Origin of the sequence: Stenotrophomonas sp. SORGH_AS_0321 (assembly GCF_031453215.1) — a bacterium.
GTDB lineage: Bacteria > Pseudomonadota > Gammaproteobacteria > Xanthomonadales > Xanthomonadaceae > Stenotrophomonas > Stenotrophomonas chelatiphaga.
On the sequence record NZ_JAVIZG010000001.1, the window covers coordinates 2770906 to 2789558 of the forward strand.

The 18653-nt window shown below is 68.0% G+C and carries 13 protein-coding genes and 1 pseudogene; 5 read left to right on the forward strand and 9 right to left on the reverse strand.

Annotated elements, in window-relative coordinates; translation table 11 throughout:
• Positions 1-94: 94 nt before the first annotated feature.
• The 3 genes and pseudogenes from QE373_RS12500 to QE373_RS12510 all read right to left on the reverse strand — a co-directional run.
• Positions 95-1258 (reverse strand): annotated as a pseudogene (locus QE373_RS12500) (HlyD family efflux transporter periplasmic adaptor subunit); the annotation flags it as partial.
• An 11-nt stretch (positions 1259-1269) separates the two neighbouring features.
• Positions 1270-2763: an efflux transporter outer membrane subunit gene (locus QE373_RS12505; RefSeq protein WP_309687008.1), complete on the reverse strand. Its 1494-nt coding sequence runs from the start codon at positions 2761-2763 to the stop codon at positions 1270-1272.
• Positions 2760-3203 carry a MarR family transcriptional regulator gene (locus QE373_RS12510; protein ID WP_057507878.1) on the reverse strand — a complete coding sequence of 148 codons (444 nt, stop codon included), beginning with the start codon at positions 3201-3203 and terminating at the stop codon, positions 2760-2762. The genes QE373_RS12505 and QE373_RS12510 overlap by 4 nt, the downstream gene beginning before the upstream one ends.
• A 145-nt stretch (positions 3204-3348) precedes the next feature.
• Here QE373_RS12510 and QE373_RS12515 point away from each other — a divergent pair, with 145 nt between their 5' ends.
• The gene (locus QE373_RS12515; protein WP_057507877.1) at positions 3349-4254 is read left to right on the forward strand and encodes a helix-turn-helix transcriptional regulator; all 906 of its coding nucleotides are present in this window, start codon (positions 3349-3351) and stop codon (positions 4252-4254) included.
• Between the two features lie 58 nt (positions 4255-4312).
• Positions 4313-6556 carry a DNA topoisomerase IV subunit A gene (gene parC, locus QE373_RS12520; RefSeq protein ID WP_309687011.1) on the forward strand — a complete coding sequence of 748 codons (2244 nt, stop codon included), beginning with the start codon at positions 4313-4315 and terminating at the stop codon, positions 6554-6556.
• A 118-nt stretch (positions 6557-6674) separates the two neighbouring features.
• On the opposite strand, the gene bfr is transcribed toward parC, so the two are convergent.
• Positions 6675-7163: a bacterioferritin gene (gene bfr / locus QE373_RS12525; RefSeq protein ID WP_057507875.1), complete on the reverse strand. Its 489-nt coding sequence runs from the start codon at positions 7161-7163 to the stop codon at positions 6675-6677.
• A 152-nt stretch (positions 7164-7315) separates the two neighbouring features.
• Here bfr and QE373_RS12530 point away from each other — a divergent pair, with 152 nt between their 5' ends.
• Positions 7316-9625, forward strand: coding sequence for a penicillin acylase family protein (locus QE373_RS12530; RefSeq protein ID WP_309687013.1), 2310 nt, complete (start codon positions 7316-7318; stop codon positions 9623-9625).
• Positions 9626-9653: 28 nt separating this feature from the next.
• Here the strand turns inward: QE373_RS12530 and asnB are convergent, their stop codons facing one another.
• Complete coding sequence (asnB, locus tag QE373_RS12535) at positions 9654-11345, reverse strand: asparagine synthase B (protein ID WP_309687016.1); 1692 nt, start codon at positions 11343-11345, stop codon at positions 9654-9656.
• 368 nt (positions 11346-11713) lie between these two features.
• On the opposite strand from asnB, the gene QE373_RS12540 reads away from it, so the two are divergent.
• On the forward strand, positions 11714-12607 hold the full coding sequence (locus QE373_RS12540; protein ID WP_309687018.1) for a tetratricopeptide repeat protein: 894 nt from the start codon (positions 11714-11716) through the stop codon (positions 12605-12607).
• An 82-nt stretch (positions 12608-12689) separates the two neighbouring features.
• Positions 12690-13373, forward strand: a complete 684-nt coding sequence (locus QE373_RS12545; protein WP_309687021.1) for a pentapeptide repeat-containing protein — start codon at positions 12690-12692, stop codon at positions 13371-13373.
• A gap of 93 nt (positions 13374-13466) precedes the next feature.
• Here the strand turns inward: QE373_RS12545 and dapE are convergent, their stop codons facing one another.
• Genes dapE through QE373_RS12565 form a run of 4 tightly spaced genes read right to left on the reverse strand, consistent with a single transcriptional unit; the run spans position 13467 to position 18653 of the window.
• Complete coding sequence (gene dapE, locus QE373_RS12550) at positions 13467-14594, reverse strand: succinyl-diaminopimelate desuccinylase (RefSeq protein WP_309687024.1); 1128 nt, start codon at positions 14592-14594, stop codon at positions 13467-13469.
• A complete protein-coding gene (locus QE373_RS12555; protein WP_309687026.1) occupies positions 14591-14953 on the reverse strand; it encodes a Spx/MgsR family RNA polymerase-binding regulatory protein in 363 nt (120 codons plus the stop codon). The genes dapE and QE373_RS12555 overlap by 4 nt, the downstream gene beginning before the upstream one ends.
• A gap of 5 nt (positions 14954-14958) precedes the next feature.
• Entirely contained in the window at positions 14959-16017 is a 1059-nt protein-coding gene (gene dapD, locus QE373_RS12560) for a 2,3,4,5-tetrahydropyridine-2,6-dicarboxylate N-succinyltransferase (RefSeq protein ID WP_309687028.1), read from the reverse strand.
• On the reverse strand, positions 16017-18653 hold the full coding sequence (locus QE373_RS12565) for a [protein-PII] uridylyltransferase (protein WP_309689783.1): 2637 nt from the start codon (positions 18651-18653) through the stop codon (positions 16017-16019). Before QE373_RS12565 ends, dapD begins: the two co-directional genes overlap by 1 nt.

An 18653-nucleotide genomic window follows, 5' to 3' on the forward strand; every position in this document is an offset into this window, starting at 1 on the left:
AAACTCAGCCTGCCTTGGATACGTGGGGCGGCGTGGTCGGCTGCTGGCCCACCGCGGCGGTCGCCTTCGGGCCGGCCGCGGCGGCAGCGCCGGCGCGCTGCGGCAGGTTGCCCTGGATGATGGCGTGGATCGCATCATCGGCATCGTGCATCTGCTTGGCGTACACGTCGGTGTCGAACACCGAACCGGTGGCGGCCTGGCTGGGCAGCACCTCGCCCTTCTGGTCACGCAGGCTCACTTCGGCCTTCATCGACAGGCCGATGCGCAGCGGGTGTTCGGCCAGCTGCTTGGCATCGATGGCAATGCGCACCGGCACGCGCTGCACGATCTTGATCCAGTTGCCGCTGGCGTTCTGCGCCGGCAGCAGCGAGAACGCCGAACCGGTGCCCATGCCCAGGCTGGTCAGGTGGCCGGTGTAGCGCACATCGCCGCCGTACAGGTCCGAACGCAGCTCCACTTCCTGGCCCAGGCGCATGTGCCGCAGCTGGGTTTCCTTGAAGTTGGCTTCCACCCACATCTGCTCGGTCGGCACCACGGCCATCAGCGCATTGCCCGGCTGCACGCGCTGGCCCACCTGCACCGAACGACGCGCAACGTAGCCGCTGACCGGCGAAACGATGCCGGCACGCGCATTGTTCAGCCACGCCTGGCGCAGCTGCGCTGCGGCGGACTGCACGTCCGGCTGGGTGGCGATCACGGTGTCATCCACCAGCGCACGGCTGCGCTCGAAGGTCTCGCGCGAACCGGCTACGGCCGCTTCGGCAGCGGCCAGTTCATCGCGGGCATGCGCCAGCTCTTCATTGGAAATGGCGCCGGTGGCGGCCAGGTCCTTGCGGCGTGCGAAGTCATCGCGGGCGCGCTTCAGGGTGACCTGGCGGGCGTTGAGTTCAGCCTGCGCACCTTCCACGCTGCGGTACAGACCGCGCACCTGGCGCACGGTACCGGCCAGCTTGGCTTCGGCCTGCTGCAGGGCGACTTCGGTATCGGACGGATCCAGCTGCACCAGCACCTGGCCGCGCTCCACGCGCATGCCATCGTCGGCCGCGATGCCGACCACCGTACCGGTGATCATGGAGGTGATCTGCACCTGGTTGCCGCCGACGTAGGCATCGTCGGTTTCTTCGAACCAGCGGCCGAACATGAAGTACCACAGCGCGGCGGCAGCAATCAGCAGCAGCACGATGACAAGCAGTCCGCGCAGCAGCTTGCCGCGACGGCTGGGAGCGGCGGGCGCCGCGGATGAGGGAGTCTGGCTCATGAGAGGCTTCTTCAGGAATGCGAGGAATCGGAAAGGGAGGCGGCGCGGCGGCTGTCATCGGTGGTGGGATCGAAGCCCCCGCCCAGCGCCTGGCTCAGGCGGATAGAGGACAGCACCTGCTGCGACTGCAGCCCGGCCAACCGCTGCTGCGCCTGCAGCAAGGTGGACTGCGCGGTCAGCACATCGAGGTAGCCGCCGATGCCGGCGCGGTAGCGCTGTTCGGCCAGTCCATGCGCGGCGCGCGCGGTGTCCACCGCCTGCTGCTGCGACTGCGCCTGCTGCTGCAGCGAGCGCACGGCGTTGACCTGGTCGGCCACCTCGTGCAGTGCATCCAGCAGCCGCTGGTTGTAGCCGGCCACGGCCAGGTCATAGTCGGCGTCCTTGCTGTCCAGGCCGGCGCGCAGGCGACCGCCATCGAATATCGGCAGGCTCAGCGCGGGGCCGATGTAGGCGAAGGTGGAGCTGCTCTGCAGCAGGTCACCCACGTTCGGGGCGACCACCCCGGCCAGCGCGGTGAGATTCAGGCTGGGATAGAACTTCGCCTTGGCGGCATCGATCTGCCTGCCGGCCGCTTCCACCCGCCAGCGCGCGGCCACGATGTCCGGACGACGGCCCAGCAGCGCGCTGGGCAACACGCCGGGCAACTGCAGGGCCAGCGGATCGAGATGGCGCGGCCGTTCGATCTGCAGCCCACGATCCGGGCCCTGCCCGACCAGCGCGGCCAGTGCCGTGCGGCTCTCGTCGATCTGCTGCTGGGCGGCCTGCAGCTGCTGCTGCGCCGCCGGCACGCGTGCCTCGGCCTGGCGCACCTGCAAGTCGCTGTCGATGCCGGCCGCGCGGCGCTGGCCGGTCAGCTGCAACGCCTTCTGCGAACGCGCCAGTTCTTCGGTTGCCACGTCGTGCAGCTGCCAGGCATAGGCCAGCCCGGCATACGCCTGGGTGATGTTGGCCGACAGGTTCAGTCGGGCGGCCTGCGCATCGATGGCCGCCGCGTGGGCGCTGTCCACCGCCGCTTCCCAGGTCGCACGCTTGCCGCCCCACAGGTCCACGCCATAGCTGAAATTGAACGCGACCTGCCCACTGCCGGCGTAATGGCCACCGGCCTCATCGCCGAGCATCGACTCGGGCAGGCGCAGCCCGGTGTAGCCACCGGATACGGACAGGTTCGGCAGCTGATCCGCACGCGCACCACCGACCTGCGAACGGGCCTGGCGCAGGCGTGCGTCGGCCGCTTCCAGGCTGGGGTGGCTGGCCAGGCCTTCGCTGATCAGCGCATCGAGCTGCGGGTCGCCCAGCGCGGTCCACCAGTCGCGGGCGGGGAAACCAGCCGCACCCAGCGTGGCATCGGCCAGCGTGCGCTCGCTGTGCAGGGAATCGACGTCGCGCAGCGCGCCCTGCGGCTGCAGGCCACGGCTGCTGGCGCACGCGGCCAGGGCCAGCGCCAGGCCGGCAAGCAGCAACGGCCGGCCGTGCCGCCATGGAGTAGAGAGAGTGATGGGAGTCATGGAGTCGCCAGGGAGTCGCGGATTCGGGTCAACAGGGAGAGCAGCTGCGCGCGTTCGTCGGCGCTGAGCTCACGGGAGGCGTAATCGATCACGTCCTCGCCACGTTTCTGCAGCCGCAGCCACAGCGCGCGGCCTTCTTCGGTCAGTACGATCTGCAGCGCGCGCCGGTCCTGCGCATGGGCTTCGCGGCGAACACAGCCCAGCGCTTCCAGCTTGTCCAGCAGGCGGGTCACCGCGCTGGGCACCTGGTCGATCGCCCTGGCCAGTTCGTTGGCGGTGCACGGCGCCATCCGCGCAAGCACTTTCAGGCCGATGTAATGGGTGAAGTTGAGGCCGAGGTCTTCTTCGGCCATCGAGGCATCGAGCTGGCGGACCAGGCCGTCGCGCACTTGGCGCAGCAGCAGCCCGAAGCTGGGGGGAGAGTCGGAAGGGCAGATCATGGGGTAGCATTCTCTTCCAAAAAATATATTTCTCAATAGAAATATTTCGATCTGGCAATGAATGCTGTGTTGCAGCAATGGGCGTGATCGCGAAGGTGGCTACCTTAACGGGCGTACGAAGTGGCCGGGTAGTACAATCCAGCCAATGAATGACAGTTTCCAGCCAATGCCGCCGGCCCATGTGCGCCAAGGTCCGGATACCGAAGCCGCCAGACAGCTGCTGCGTGACAGCGCGTTGGAGTGGTTCGAACGCGAGGACGGGCTGCCGGTGGTGGGCTTCCGCATCGACAGCCCGACCGGGCTGGCCAACGAGGTGGACTGGCATACCCACGGCCGTGCCCAGCTGATCTGCGTGGAAAGCGGCCTGCTGACCACCCGCACCCGCCACGGTACCTGGTCGCTGGCGCCCGGATCGGCCGGCTGGATGCCCGCCGCCGAACCGCATACGGTGGCCATCGATGGGCCGCTGCGCGGCTGGGGCATGGTGCTGGCGCCGGCGCTGTGCCATGACCTGCCCGCCGACCCCTGCGTGATCGGCATTTCTCCGTTGCTGCAGGCCGTGGCGCTGCGGGTCTGCGACTGGCCGATCGCCGATGCGGCCAGCGCCCGCCAGCAGCACCTGATCGAGGTGCTGCTGGACGAAATCCGCGCCGCCCCGCGCCAGCGCATGCACCTGCCGATGCCGCGCGACCGGCGCCTGCTGAAGATCGCCTCGCAGCTGCTGGCCGAACCGGCCGATGACCGCAGCCTGGCGCAGTGGGCGGCGTGGGCGGGCCTGTCGACCCGTTCGCTGACCCGCCATTTCCGCGAGGAGACCACGCTCAGCTTCGCCCACTGGCGCCAGCAGGCGCGGTTGGCCGAGGCGCTGCGCCAGCTCAGCGAAGGCCGCGCGGTGTCCGATATCGCCCACGCACTGGGCTTCAGCAGCTCCAGCGCCTTCGTCACCGTGTTCCGCCGCCACTTCGGGGTACCACCGGGACGCTACCTGGCGCGCGCCGGGCGCGGACTGGATCCGCCGCGTGGCTTGGCTTCTCCGGCCGCATCCGGATAATCAACGCATTGCGAGGGCGACGGCCGTCGCCGCCTCCGAACACAGGTAACAACCCCGCATGACCGATCTTGCCCGCCCCGTCTTCCACGGCTTCGAACAACTGCCGCTGCGCGAGTATGCCGAGCGCGCCTACCTCGACTACTCGATGTATGTCGTGCTGGACCGTGCGCTGCCGTTCCTCGGCGACGGCCTCAAGCCGGTGCAGCGCCGCATCATCTATGCGATGAGCGAGCTGGGACTGAACGCCGCTTCCAAGCCGAAGAAGTCCGCCCGCACCGTCGGCGACGTCATCGGTAAATACCACCCGCATGGTGACAGTGCCTGCTACGAAGCACTGGTGCTGATGGCGCAGCCGTTTTCGTACCGCTATCCGCTGATCGAAGGCCAGGGCAACTTCGGTTCCAGCGACGACCCGAAATCCTTCGCGGCGATGCGTTACACCGAATCCAAGCTGACCCCGATCGCCGAAGTGCTGCTGGGCGAACTGGGCCACGGCACCACCGACTGGACGCCGAACTTCGACGGCACCCTGCAGGAGCCGACCTGGATGCCGGCGCGGCTGCCGCACCTGCTGCTCAACGGCACCACCGGCATCGCCGTGGGCATGGCCACCGACGTGCCGCCGCACAACCTCAACGAGATCGTCAGCGCCCTGCTGCACCTGCTGGAAGATCCCGATGCCAGCGTGCGCGACCTGTGCGAACACGTGAAGGGTCCGGATTATCCGTCCAACGCGGAGATCATCACCCCGGCCGCCGACCTGCTGCACATGTACGAAACCGGCCATGGCAGCGTGCGTGCGCGCGCGACCTTCCTCAAGGAAAACGGCAACGTGGTGGTCAACGCCCTGCCCTTCCAGGTTTCGCCGTCCAAGGTGATCGAACAGATCGCCGCGCAGATGCGCGCCAAGAAGCTGCCGTGGATCGAGGACGTGCGCGATGAATCCGACCATGCCAATCCGGTGCGGGTGGTGCTGGTGCCGCGCTCCAACCGGGTCGACGCCGACCAGCTGATGGGCCACCTGTTCGCCACCACGGACATGGAACGCAGCTACCGGGTCAACCTCAACGTGATCGGCCTGGATGGGCGCCCGCAGGTCAAGAACCTCAAGACCCTGCTGAGCGAGTGGCTGGCCTTCCGCAGCAGCACCGTGACCCGCCGCCTGCAGCATCGCCTGCAGAAGGTGGAGCGTCGCCTGCACCTGTTGGAAGGCCTGCTGGTCGCCTTCCTCAACCTGGACGAGGTGATCCACATCATCCGTACCGAAGACGAGCCGAAAGCCGCGCTGATCGCGCGCTTCGGCCTGTCCGACGACCAGGCCGAGTACATCCTGGAAACCAAGCTGAAGCAGCTGGCGCGCCTGGAAGAAATGAAGATCCGCGGCGAGCAGGACGAGCTGGCCAAGGAACGCGACAAGATCCTCGGCATCCTGGACAGCAAGGCCAAGCTGAAGAAGCTGATCAAGGACGAACTGACCGCCGATGCGAAGAAGTTCGGCGATGCCCGTCGTTCGCCGCTGGTGCAGCGCACGGCCGCCCAGGCCATCGACGAAACCGAGCTGGTGCCCAGCGAGCCGATGACCGTGGTGCTGTCGGAGAAGGGTTGGATCCGTGCGGCCAAGGGCCACGACGTGGATGCGTCTTCGATGAATTACCGCGACGGCGACAGCATGCTGGCTTCGGTGCGTGCACGCAGCACCCAGCAGGTCGCCTTCCTGGACAGCGAGGGCCGCGCGTACTCCACGCCGGTGCACACCCTGCCGTCGGCACGTGGCAACGGTGAACCGCTGACCGGCCGCTTCTCGCCGGCGCCCGGCACCAGCTTCGTCACCCTCGCCAGCGCCGAACCGAACGGCCGCTTCGTGCTGGCCTCCACCCACGGCTATGGCTTCGTGACCCGCTTCGAGAACCTGATCGGCCGCAACAAGGCCGGCAAGGCGATGCTCAACCTGGCATCGGGCTCTTCGGTGCTGCAGCCGGCGCTGGTGGCCAACGTGGACACCGACCGCATCGTGGCGGTGACCAGTTCGGGCAACCTGCTGGCGATCGCCGCCAGTGACTTGCCGGAACTGGACAAGGGCAAGGGCAACAAGATCATCGAGATCCCCAAGGCCAAGCTGGCCACTGAGCGGGTAGTGGCGGTGGTGGCGATCAGCCCCGGCCAGACCCTGCAGGTACGCAGCGGCCAGCGCACCATGGGCCTGAAGTTCAGCGAGCTGGACGCCTACCTGGGTTCGCGCGCCACGCGTGGCCACCTGCTGCCGCGCGGTTGGCAGAAGGTGGAAGGGCTTTCGGTGGAATGAGCGAGGTAGCGCCGGGCCCTGCCCGGCGCCACCCACCCTCCGCGATCGGACAAAAAAAAGCCGGGGAAATCCCCGGCTTTTTCGTTGCTGGCTGGCGCGAAGCTGGCTGGCTGCGAGGTCAGTGCGCGGCAGCGCCCTTGCCGTCGATCTTGCTCAGCTGGTAGAGCTCCAGGCCGATGCGCTGGATCAGGCCCAGCTGCTGCTCCAGCCACCAGGCATGGTCTTCTTCGGTGTCCTTCAGCTGCACCAGCAGCATGTCACGGCTGACATAGTCCCCGTTGGCTTCGCACAGCTTCATGCCGGCGGCCAGGTTGTTGCGCACCAGATATTCGGTGTCCAGGTCCTTGCGCAGCATCTCTTCCACGGTCTTGCCGGGTTCGAAGGCATGCGCGCGCATGTCCGGGTCACCGCCCAGGAACAGGATCCGGCGCAGCAGCGCATCGGCGTGCTGGGTTTCTTCTTCCATTTCGTGGTTCAGGCGTTCGTACAGCGCGAACAGGCCTTGGTCCTCGTAGCGGCGGGAATGGATGAAGTACTGGTCGCGGGCGGCAAGCTCGCCGCGCAGCAGTTCTTTCAGGCAGGCGATGACGTCCGGATTGCCTTTCATGGGGGATGCTCCTTTGACTCGATGGCGCCATGGTGCCCTATCCGGAAATCCCGTGATCTAATCGGAATCAATCGCAGTCGCGTCACGTCTGCGATCTGCCACACCGGCTGGCTAGACTCGTCCCACCCTCCTCTCCTGCAAGGAAGCGTCCCATGCGTCGATGGTTGCTGCGGCTGTTCTGGCTGCTGCTGGTACTGGCCCTGGGCCTCGGCCTGGCCGTGTGGTGGCTGCTGCGCGGAAGCCTTGCGCCGCTGGACGGCGAGCAGGTCCTGGGCGGACTGCAGGCCCCGGTGACCGTCAGCCGCGACCGCCTGGGCGTGGTCACCATCGAAGGCGCCAGCCAGCGCGATGTGATGCGCGCCCTGGGCCAGGTGCATGCGCAGGAACGCGGTTTCGAGATGGACCTGATGCGCCGCAGTGCCGCTGGCGAGCTGTCGGTGCTGTTCGGCCCGGCCGCGCTGGAGGCGGACAAGCGGATGCGCGTGCATCGCCTGCGCCATCGCGCGTCACGGGAACCGGTGAGCGCCGAACTGCAGGCTTACGTGGAGGGCGTGAATGAAGGCATCGCCCGCCTGCGCGTGCGCCCCTGGCCGTACCTGCTGCTGCGCCAGCAGCCTGCACCGTGGCAGGCTAGCGACAGCCTGCTGACCGGCTATGCGATGTATGCCGACCTGCAGGATCCAGGCAACCAGAGCGAGTTGGCGTACAGCCGCCTGCGTGCGGTGGTGCCGCCGGCGCTGTATGCGCTGCTGAGCCACGACGGCAGCAGTTGGGATGCGCCGCTGATGGGCGGGCCGCGGGGTGATGCACAGCTGCCCGCCGCCGATGTGCTGGACCTGCGTGGCCGGCCTGCCGCGCCTGCCGCTGCCGTGGCCGATACGGATGTCAAAGGCAGCAACAACTTCGCCGTGGGCGCGGCGCTGACCGCCGATGGCCGCGCGATCCTGGCCGACGACATGCACCTGGGCTTGCGCGCGCCGAACATCTGGTTCCGCGTGCGCCTGCGCTACCCGGATCCGCAGGCCCCCGGCGGAAAAGTCGACGTGAGTGGATTTTCGCTGCCCGGCCTGCCGGCGATCATCGTCGGCAGCAACGGATACGTGGCGTGGGGGTTCACCAACAGCTACATCGACACTGCCGATTTCCAGCCGGTGCCGGCCGGTACCAAGCTGGCCGAGTACCACGAAAAGATCGAGGTGGCTGGTGCCCCGCCGGTGGATTTCATCGTGCGCGAAAGCGCATGGGGTCCGCTGCTGCACCAGCGGGCGGATGGCAGCGGCGATGCGCTGCGCTGGGTTGCCCACCAACCCGGCGCAGTCAGCCTGGCGCTGACCGGACTGGCGCGCGTGGCCGACATCGACCAGGCATTGCAGGTTGCCGACCACACCCGCATCCCGGCGCAGAACCTGCTGCTGGCCGACCGCCACGGACGCATCGGCTGGCGGGTGCTGGGGGCGCGCCCGGACCGTGCCGCCGGCTGCGCGCCCACCGACATGCGCACCACCATGGCCGATGGGTGCCCGGCATGGGGCATCCGCAGTGATGCGGCGCCCTCGCTGATTGATCCGCCCAGCCACCGGCTGTGGACGGCCAACGGCCGTGTCATGGACGGCGAGGCACTGGCCGTGGCCGGTGACGGGGGCTACGACCTCGGCGCGCGCGGGGCCCAGATCCGCGATGCGCTGCAGGCCAGCGAACGTTTCAGCGAAGCGGACCTGCTGGCGATCCAGCTGGATGACCGCGCGCTGTTCCTGCAACGCTGGTGGCAACTGCTGCGCCAGGTAGTGGTGGGCTCCAATGATCCGCAACTGCAGCGGCTGGAGGCCGTCACGCGCACCTGGGACGGCCATGCTTCGGTCGACTCGGTGAGCTACCGGGTGGTGCGCGGCTTCCGCGGGATGCTGCTGGACGAGGTCTCCGGCGCGATGCTGGCACCGGCCAGACAGACGCTGGGCGATGACTGGCTGGAGCCGCGGCTGGCGCAGTTCGAAGGCGTGCTGTGGCCGCTGGTCACCCAGCGCCCGGCGCACCTGCTGCCGCCTGGCCACGCAAGCTGGGACGCGCTGCTGGCCGACACGGCCAAGCGCCTGGAAGCGGACCTGAGCGCGCAGGGACCGCTGGCCGAACGCAACTGGGGCGAGCGCAATACCGCCGCGATCTGCCACCCGATCAGCCGTGCCCTGCCGGCCATCGCCAGACGCTGGCTGTGCATGCCGGCCGAGCCGCTGCCCGGTGACAACAACATGCCGCGCGTGCAGGGACCGGGCTTCGGCGCTTCGCAGCGGATGGTGGTATCCCCCGGCCACGAAGACCAGGGCATCATCCATATGCCGGGTGGCCAGAGCGGCCACCCGTTGTCCCCGTTCTGGGCGGCCGGACACGAAGATCATGTGCACGGGCGGCCGACCCCGTTCCTGCCGGGCCCCAGCCAGCACACGCTGACCCTGCGGCCTGCCCGCTGACTTCCCCGCCTGGCGCGCTACCCGCGCATCACGCCAATGCGGCCTCGTGCACGCCGGCGATCGCCCGTCCGGACGGGTCCGCCGCAGCGGCGAAGCTGGCATCCCAGGCAATCGCCGCCGGTGACGAACAGGCGATCGACTTGCCGCCGGGCACCGTTTCCGCCGCCGCATGGCTGGGGAAGTACTGCTCGAACACGTGGCGGTAGTAATACGCCTCCTTGGTCTGCGGCGGGTTGTGCGGGAAGCGCTTGTCGGCGGCAGCCAGCACGCGGTCGCTGACCTGCGCTTCAGCGTGTGCCTTCAGCCCGTCGATCCAGCCGTAGCCTACGCCATCGCTGAACTGCTCTTTCTGGCGCCACAGGATGCTCTCCGGCAGATAGCCTTCGAACGCCGCACGCAGCACGCCCTTCTCCACCCGGCGGCCACCGGAGGCTTCGCTGCCGACCATCTTGTGCGCGGCATCTAAGCGCATCGCCACGTCCAGGAACTCACGGTCCAGGAACGGGACGCGTGGCTCCACGCCCCACGCCATCATCGACTTGTTGGCGCGCAGGCAGTCGTAGTTGTGCAGCGCATCCAGCTTGCGCACCAGCTCGCTGTGGAACTCACGTGCATCCGGCGCCTTGTGGAAGTACAGGTAGCCACCGAAGATCTCGTCGCTGCCCTCGCCGGACAGCACCATCTTCACGCCCATCGCCTTGATCCGGCGCGCCAGCAGGAACATCGGGGTGGAGGCGCGGATGGTGGTGACGTCGTAGGTCTCGATATGGCGGATCACCTCCGGCAGCACGTCCAGGCCTTCTTCGAAGGTGTATTCGAAGCCATGGTGCACCGTACCCAGCGCCTCGGCGGCAATGGCGGCGGCGGCGAGATCAGGCGAGCCCTTCAGGCCGATGGCGAAGGAATGCAGCCGCGGCCACCACGCCTCGCTCTCACCACCGTCTTCGATGCGTCGGCGCGCATAGCGTGCGGCCACCGCGGCCACCAGCGAGGAATCCAGGCCACCGGACAGCAGCACGCCGTAAGGCACATCGCTCATCAGCTGGCGCTCCACCGCGCGCTCGAATGCTTCGCGCAGTTCGGCCAGGTCCACCGGCTTGCCCTGCACGGCGTCGTACTCGCGCCAGGACTGCTGGTAGTAACGCACCAGCGCGCCGGTTGCGCTGTCGTAGTAATGGCCCGGCGGGAACTGCGCGGCATCGGCGCAGGTGTCCACCAACGCCTTCAATTCGGAGGCCACGCGCAGGCGCCCCTGCGCATCGTGGCCCCAGTACAGCGGCACCACGCCGATTGGATCACGCGCCACCAGCACCCGCGCAGCCGCCTTGTCCCACAACGCAAAGGCGAAGATGCCGTTGAGCTGTTCCAGCCACTGCGACGGTTCACCCTGGCGGTACAGCGCGTTGATCACCTCGCAATCCGAGCCGGTCTGGAACGCGTATGGCTGGTCCAACCCGGCCTTCAGCTGCTGGTGGTTGTAGATCTCGCCGTTGACCGCCAGCGCCAGGCCGCCATCCTCGGACAGCAGCGGCTGCGAGCCACCGGCGGGATCGACGATGGCCAACCGCTCGTGCACCAGCAGCGCGCCGTTGTCCAGGTAGACACCGCTCCAGTCCGGGCCGCGGTGGCGCTGGCGCTGCGAGGATTCCAATGCGTGGCGGCGCAGCGCGGGGAGGTCATCACCGGCCTGCAGGCCGAATATTCCGAAGATCGAACACATGGGGGAAGCTCCTGTTTGGGGTCTATACGTGGCGGGGGTGTTCGACCGGCCAGCCTGGCCCGGGAGGTTTCCCGGGCACAAAAAAAACCCGCATCAGTCGATGCGGGTTTTCTGGTGTCCGGGTGTGTAGTGTCTTATCTACCCAGGGCGCAGTCCCGCATCGGCCGCGCACGATTATTCGCGCGCAGGTTATTGCGGTTGGTATTGCTGACGGCGGTGGCGGTGGCGGGGAGCAAGGACATGGATCGACCGTAACCGGGTTCCGGCGGCGGCGCAACTGTTGCGATGGCAACCGTTCCTGCGTGCGCGTTCAGCCGCCACGCGGTCGGCGTCGCGGATAATCTGCCGCCCCCTGCAGGACTTCACGGATGATTCCCTTCCCCCGCCGCGCGCTGTTGCACGCGCTGGCAGTGCTCGCGCTTGCCGGTTGTGCCAGCACGCCGACCCGCCCACCCAGCGACGCCGAGCGCGATGCCCTCGCTGCGGCCGCCGATGGCCGTTTCGACTCGGCGCTGCGCGTGGCCCGGATGTACCGGGGCTGGAATGATCCGCGCGCGCTGGACTGGTATGCGCGCGCGGCCGCGACGACCCCGCGCACGCACCACAGCACCAGTGCGGAGGAAACGCTCGGCACGCTGTACGCGCGCGGCCGCCTGGACAGCAGCGACGAACCACAGAAGCCCGCCGACGTGGTCATGAAGGCGTCACCGCGCAAGGCGTTCCACTGGTTCCAGAGCGCGGCCTATCACGGCTCGCCGTATGCGATGCACGGCCTGGAGCGCTGGTACGAAGGTCGCGGCGACATGACCGGCGCGCTGCGCTGGCGGCTGCGTTCGGCGGTGTACCTGCGTGAACTGTACAAACTGAAGCCGCTGCGCGAGGCGACCAGCGGCTCGGCAGCGCACGGCCAGCCGATCGCTCCCGGCCCGTCACCCAACCCGGTCATCGCCGGCATCCAGCGCCGCGCCGCGCGCGGCGACGCCGAGGCCCAGGTCGACCTCGGCGCACTGCATGAAGCCGGCATCGGCGTGGTGCAGGACAAGGCCGAGGCATTGCGCTGGTATGCACGTGCCGGCAACCAGGGCAACGTGTATGGCCAGTACCTGGCCGGGCTGGCCGTCGGCCGCGGTGGCGATGGACTGGCCAAGGACGTGGAGGCAGCGGCGGCATGGTTCGCTCAGGCCGAGGCACAGGGCTTCTACATGGCAGCCGAATCCTACTGGCGCGAGGCGATCGCACCGCCGTTCTGGACCTTCGAGTAACCGCGCAGCAGGCAACGTTGTACACACTCCGGCGCAATGCTCAAGACTACTGCGTGCGCTGCCCATCACCCAGAATGGCGGCATGAAAACCCCCATCTTCCGTGCTGAAATCCTCACCCGGGAACGCATGCAGGCGATCATCGCCGCGCATCCACGCGCGGCGATCTTCGAAGGCTGCACGTTCGACCACGGCGACTTTTCGCGGCTGGACATGGACGGATTCCAGTTCAACCAGTGTTCGCTGGCGGGGGCGAACTGGTTGGCGGCGTCGCTGGAGGAAAGCCAGTGGAGCAAGTGCCGTGGCGCGGCGTGCGACTTCAGCTCGGCCCTGCTGAGTGACGCGCGCTTTTCGCACTGTGATCTCAACAACAGCCACTGGCGGCGCGCCACGTTGTCCTCGGTGCAGTTCCAGGATTGCAAGCTGACCGGGGCCCACCTGCAGGAGGCAGGCGGGTGGGCGTTGGAGTTCCGCGACTGCCTGCTGGTCAGCGCCGACCTGCGCGGCCTGTCGTTCCGCAAAGCGCAGTTGCACGGCCTTGATTTCTCCGACGCGGAACTGTCCGGCTGCGACTTCCGCGATGCCGTATTCAACGGCGGCAGCCTGCGCAATGCGCAGACCCGGCTCACCCGTTTCGAAGGTGCCGACCTGCGCAGCACCGACATCAGCGGGCTCAACGTGATGGATGCCAAGCTGTTCCGGAAGGCGGTGATTTCGCAGCGCCAGGCCGCCGCGGCGCTGGCCGCGTTCGGCCTGGTGGTGGCCTAGGCGCTATCGGCGGCAGCGCCGAGCCATGCTCGGCGAGATGCAGCCGCGCGCCCGTTGCAAGGAGCCGCCGAGCATCACCCGGGGCGACCCACCTCACGCCAACAGGCGTTCAATCAGCCGCTGGTACAGCGCCGGCAGCTGCTCCAGCTCGTCCACGCGCACGTTCTCGTCGACCTGGTGGATGCTGGCGTTGACCGGCCCTACTTCGATGCACTGCGCGCCCAGCGGCGCGATGAACCGCGCATCCGAGGTCCCGCCACCGGTGCTTTCTTCCGGCGGCGCACCGGCGAATTCGCCCAGCACCTCACGCGCCACCCGGCGCAGCGTGCCTTCCGGGGTATGGAACGGCTCACCGCTGCGATGCCATCTGACGGTGTATTCCAGCCCGTGCCGGTCCAGCAGCGCAGCGATCTCCGTCTCCAGCTTGTCTGCGTTCCAATGCGGGTTGTAGCGCAGGTTGAAGTCCACCTGCAGCTGGCCGGGAATCACGTTGTTGGCACCCGTGCCCGCATGCACGTTGGACACCTGCAGGCTGGTCGGCGGGAAGCTTTCAAAGCCCTCGTCCCAGCGCCGGGCCGTCAGCTCGGCCAATGCAGGCGCGGCCTGGTGGATCGGATTGCGCGCCTTGTCCGGATAAGCGACATGGCCCTGCACGCCCTGCACCAGCAGCCGCGCCGACAGGCTGCCGCGCCGACCGACCCGCAACAGGTCACCCAGCCGCGCAGTCGATGACGGTTCGCCGGTGATGCACCAATCGATACGCTCGCCACGTTCGGCGAACAGCCGCGCGACATGACGCACGCCATCGATCGCATCGCCTTCTTCGTCGCTGGTCAGCAGCACCGCCAGCGTGCCCGGATGCTCCCGGTGCGCCGCAACGAACTGCTCGGCCGCCACCACGAAGGCGGCCACGCTCCCCTTCATGTCGGCCGCCCCGCGGCCGTACAGCACGCCATCACGCACGGTCGGCACGAACGGATCGCTGGTCCAGTCCGCCACCGGCCCGGTCGGCACCACATCGGTGTGGCCGAGCAGTACCAGTACCGGTCCGCCGCTGCCGTGGGTGGCCCACAGGTTGTCGACCTCGCCCAGCCGCAGGTGCTCGCACTGGAAGCCAGCGGCCTGCAGCCGCGTGGCCAGAAGCTGCTGGCAGCCCGCATCATCGGGGGTGACCGACGGCCGTGCGATCAGGTCGCAGGCCAGGTCGAGCACCGCACTCACGCGCCCACTCCGAAGCGCTGCTTGAAGCCATTGTCCGAAAAGCCCTGGCTGACCGTGCCATCGGCGGTCACCACCAGCGGCCGCTTGATCAACTGCGGGTATTCGCGCAGCAGCAGCTTCCATTCTGCATCCGAACCGGCCGCCTTGCGGTTGTCCGGCAGTTGCCGCCACGTGGTGGAGGATTTATTGACCAGCGCGGGGAAGCCACCGGCCTGGCTGGCCCAGTCGACCAGGGTCTCAGGCGACGGCTTGTTCTCGCGGTAGTCGACGAAGGTATACGGCACCTCGAAACGGTCCAGCCACTTCGTGGCCTTCCTGCAGGTATCGCAGTTCTTCAACCCATGCACGGTGGTGGTCATCGCGATCAGTCAGCCAGGCCGCGCAGCAGGTCGTTGACGCTGGTCTTGCTGCGGGTACGCGCGTCGACCTGCTTGACGATCACCGCGCAGTACAGCGAATGGGTGCCGTCGGCCGAAGGCAGCGAACCGGACACCACCACGCTGTACGGCGGGATGTAGCCGTAGCTGATCTCGCCGGTGGCACGGTTGTAGATGCGGGTGCTCTGGCTGAGGAACACGCCCATGCCGATCACGCTGTGATGGCCGACGACAACGCCTTCCACCACTTCCGAACGCGCGCCGATGAAGCAATGGTCTTCGATGATGGTCGGGCTGGCCTGCAGCGGCTCCAGCACGCCACCGATGCCGGCACCGCCGGACAGATGGCAGTGCTGGCCGATCTGCGCGCACGATCCCACCGTGGCCCAGGTATCGACCATGGTGCCTTCGCCGACGTAGGCGCCGATGTTGGTGAAGCTCGGCATCAGCACCACGTCCTTGCCGAAATACGTGCCGCGGCGCGCGATCGCACCCGGCACCACGCGCACGCCGGCGCGGCGGAACTTCGCTTCGTCATAGCCGGCGAAGCGCGATTCGACCTTGTCCCAGAACGGCGCCGGGCGCGCATCGACCACCGCCATGTCGTTGACGCGGAAGTACAGCAGCACGGCCTTCTTCAACCATTCGTTGACCTTCCAGCCGCCGTGCCCGTCCGGCTCGGCGACGCGGAATTCGCCGCTTTCCAGCCCATCGATGACCCGGCCGACCAGCGGCTTGGTGGAACCTTCCAGCTCATGCAGGGTGAGCGTGGCACGGCGCTCGAAGGCGCTCTCGATGCCGAACTTCAGCTCTTCCACGCCCACGGCGGGCGGCTTGCGCAGCGACTTGCGCGCGATGTTTTCCGCGCGTGCCTTCTCCGCCGGCACCTTCTTCGCAACGGCAGGCTTGGCCGCCGCCTTTTTCACCGCCTGCTTGACGGCCACGGCCTTGCCGCCGGTGCTCTTCTTGGTTGCCACGGTCTTGGCAGCGGCGCTCTGACCAGCCTTCGGCTGTTGTGAAGCTTTCTTGGTCGGCTTGGTGGCCATCAGTGGGTATCTCCGGTGTTGCGGTCTGGGTCCAGGCAGGACAGCATGGCGTCCTGCAGCTGCTGCCTGGCGGTTTCATCCAGGGGAAGGTCGTGTTCGTCAGTGATCACGAAAGTGTCTTCGGCGCGCTCGCCGAAGGTGGCGATGCGCGCGTCATGCACGCGCAGTCGCTGGTTGCGCAGCACGTGCGCCACATCGGCCAGCAGGCCGGGGCGGTCGGGCGCGACCAGGCTGAAACGGGTGCCGGCGGCATCGCCCGCTTCGTCGCGGAACTCGATGCGCGGGGCGAAGCGGAAGTGCCGCAGCTGGCGCGGGATCGCACGCCGAGAAGGACGCAACCGCGACAGGTCGCCGGACAGCGCCTCGCGCAGGGCGGCCTCAAGCCGCAGCGGGTCGCCGTCGGCGAAGCTGTCGGCCGGATTCACTTCGAAGGTATCGAAGATGGTGTCGGAGGGTCCATCCAGCACGCGCGCACGGTGGATGCCGTAGCCCTTGCGGTCCAGCGTCATCACGATCGCGGCGAACAGGCCATCGCGGTCGGGCGAATGCACGAACACTTCCAGCGCCGGGTCGTCCGGGCTGATCGGGCGCACTTTCACCAGGGTGTGGCCCTGGCGGACCGGCACCAGGGCACCGGCTTGCCACGCCAGCTGCTCCGGGCGCAGGCGGATGAAACCTTCATCGGGCATCACCGCGAACTGGCGGTTGATCGTGGCATCGTCATAGCCCTGCTCGCGCACCAGCTGGCGCACGTATTCGCGCGCCTCGATCACCCGCTCGGCGGCCGGCAGCGGCGGCTCCAGGCCTTCGCGCAGCGCGCGGCGGGTGGCGAAATACAGGTCGGCAAGCAGCCGGTCCTTCCATGCATTCCACAACTTCGGACTGGTGCCGGCGATATCGGCACAGGTCAGCAGGTACAGGTAATCCAGCCGTTCGCGGCTGGCCACCAGCGTAGCGAAGCGATGGATCACTGCCGGATCGGAGATGTCCTGCTTCTGCGCGGTCACCGACATGCGCAGGTGCTGCTCCACCAGCCAGGCCACCAGATCGGTGTCGGCAAGGCTCATTTCCAGGGTCTGGCAGAATTCCCGCGCGTCCACCGCGCCGAGCTCGGAATGATCGCCACCGCGCCCCTTGGCGATGTCATGGAACAGCCCGGCAAGCAGCAGCAGTTCGGGCTTGCGCAGGCGCGGCCACACCTCATGGGCGATCGAGAAACGTTCAGCGGCCTTGCTGCTGGAAAACTCACCCATGTTCCGCAGCACCATCATCGTGTGCTGGTCCACGGTATAGACATGGAACAGGTCGAACTGCATCCGCCCGCTGACCTGGGCGAAGGCCGGTATCCACTGGCCGAGCACGCCCAGCCGCGCCATCCGTGACAGGGTATCGACCGGCCGCGGCTGGCGCAGCAGCGAAAGGAACTGCTGCCGCATGTGTGGCCAGGCGTGCTGGTAATCCGGCAGTTGCGGCAGCGCTTCGGCCAGTGCGCGCGCAGTGAGCGAATGCAGGCCGCGCACCTGGCCGTTGTTGGCCCAGCTGGAGAACAGCGCGAACACTTCGCCGATGTCCCCGCGTGGCCAGTCCGCATCGTTGGCGGCCAGGTAACCGCGGCGCAGCGAGAAGCCGACCGTCAGCGGTTCGGGCACCGCTTCGCCATCGAACTGTTCCTCGAAGCGCTGCAGCAGCCGGTCGCTGATCCGCCGCACCACCGATGCGGCGCGGTAGAAGCCCTGCATCATTTTTTCGACGCCCAGGCTTTCCACATCGTCTTCGAACCCCAGCCGCGCGGCCAGGGTCTTCTGGTAGTCGAAGCGCAGCCGCTCTTCAGGGCGGCCGGCCACCAGATGCAGTCCGTAGCGCAGCCCGGCCAGCACCCCACGCTCGCGCTGCAGGGCCACTGCCTCGTCCGCGCCGAGGTGGCCGAGGCCGACCAGCGCCTCCAGCTCGCGCACGCCGAAGGCGCGCAGCGCCATCCAGCCCAGCGTATTGAGGTCACGCAGCCCGCCGGGGCCGTCTTTCAGGTCCGGCTCCAGGTTGTCGGCGGTATCGCCGAAGCGGGCATGCCGCGTGCGCAGTTCGTCCAGCTTGGCGAGGAAGAAGGCACGCGGCGGCCACAGCGCGCCATCGTCGATGGTCTGGCGCAGCGCGCGGCGCGCGCCTTCGGCGGCGACCAGCGGACGCGCTTCGATCAGCGCGGTCAGCACGGTCTGGTCGGCGGCGGCGTCGCGGCATTGCTGCAGCGAGCGCACTGCATGGCTGACCGGCAGGCCGCAATCCCACAGCAGCGCGAACAGGCGCGACAGCCCGGCTTCGGCGGCGTGCTGGGCCGACGTTTCGCCCAGCACCAGCACGTCGATGTCAGAATGCGGGAACAGCTCCCCGCGCCCGTACCCGCCCACCGCAAACAGCGAAAGTGCCTGCCCGGCCGGCATGCAGCGCTGCCAGGCGAGGCGGATCAGATGATCGGCTGCGCGCGCGCGCAGCGCCAGCAGGCGTTCGATCCGATCGCCCTGGTCGAAGCGGCGGTGCAGGCGCGCATCGGCCTGCTGCAGCGCCTGGCGCGCCGCGGCAGCCCATTCGGCATCGGGCACCGACGAAGCCGGCGTGTCCAGCAACGAACCCGCCGGCAGCAT

Excerpts from the sequence above, each read along its gene's own strand:
- asnB (WP_309687016.1), bottom strand. The coding sequence starts at position 11,345 with ATGTGTTCGATCTTCGGAATATTCGGCCTGCAGGCCGGTGATGACCTC.
- QE373_RS12545 (WP_309687021.1), top strand. The coding sequence starts at position 12,690 with ATGAAAACCCCCATCTTCCGTGCTGAAATCCTCACCCGGGAACGCATG.
- QE373_RS12515 (WP_057507877.1), top strand. The coding sequence starts at position 3,349 with ATGAATGACAGTTTCCAGCCAATGCCGCCGGCCCATGTGCGCCAAGGT.
- QE373_RS12565 (WP_309689783.1), bottom strand. The coding sequence starts at position 18,653 with ATGCTGCCGGCGGGTTCGTTGCTGGACACGCCGGCTTCGTCGGTGCCC.
- QE373_RS12555 (WP_309687026.1), bottom strand. The coding sequence starts at position 14,953 with ATGACCACCACCGTGCATGGGTTGAAGAACTGCGATACCTGCAGGAAG.
- QE373_RS12510 (WP_057507878.1), bottom strand. The coding sequence starts at position 3,203 with ATGATCTGCCCTTCCGACTCTCCCCCCAGCTTCGGGCTGCTGCTGCGC.
- QE373_RS12530 (WP_309687013.1), top strand. The coding sequence starts at position 7,316 with ATGCGTCGATGGTTGCTGCGGCTGTTCTGGCTGCTGCTGGTACTGGCC.
- dapD (WP_309687028.1), bottom strand. The coding sequence starts at position 16,017 with ATGGCCACCAAGCCGACCAAGAAAGCTTCACAACAGCCGAAGGCTGGT.
- parC (WP_309687011.1), top strand. The coding sequence starts at position 4,313 with ATGACCGATCTTGCCCGCCCCGTCTTCCACGGCTTCGAACAACTGCCG.
- QE373_RS12540 (WP_309687018.1), top strand. The coding sequence starts at position 11,714 with ATGATTCCCTTCCCCCGCCGCGCGCTGTTGCACGCGCTGGCAGTGCTC.
- bfr (WP_057507875.1), bottom strand. The coding sequence starts at position 7,163 with ATGAAAGGCAATCCGGACGTCATCGCCTGCCTGAAAGAACTGCTGCGC.
- QE373_RS12505 (WP_309687008.1), bottom strand. The coding sequence starts at position 2,763 with ATGACTCCCATCACTCTCTCTACTCCATGGCGGCACGGCCGGCCGTTG.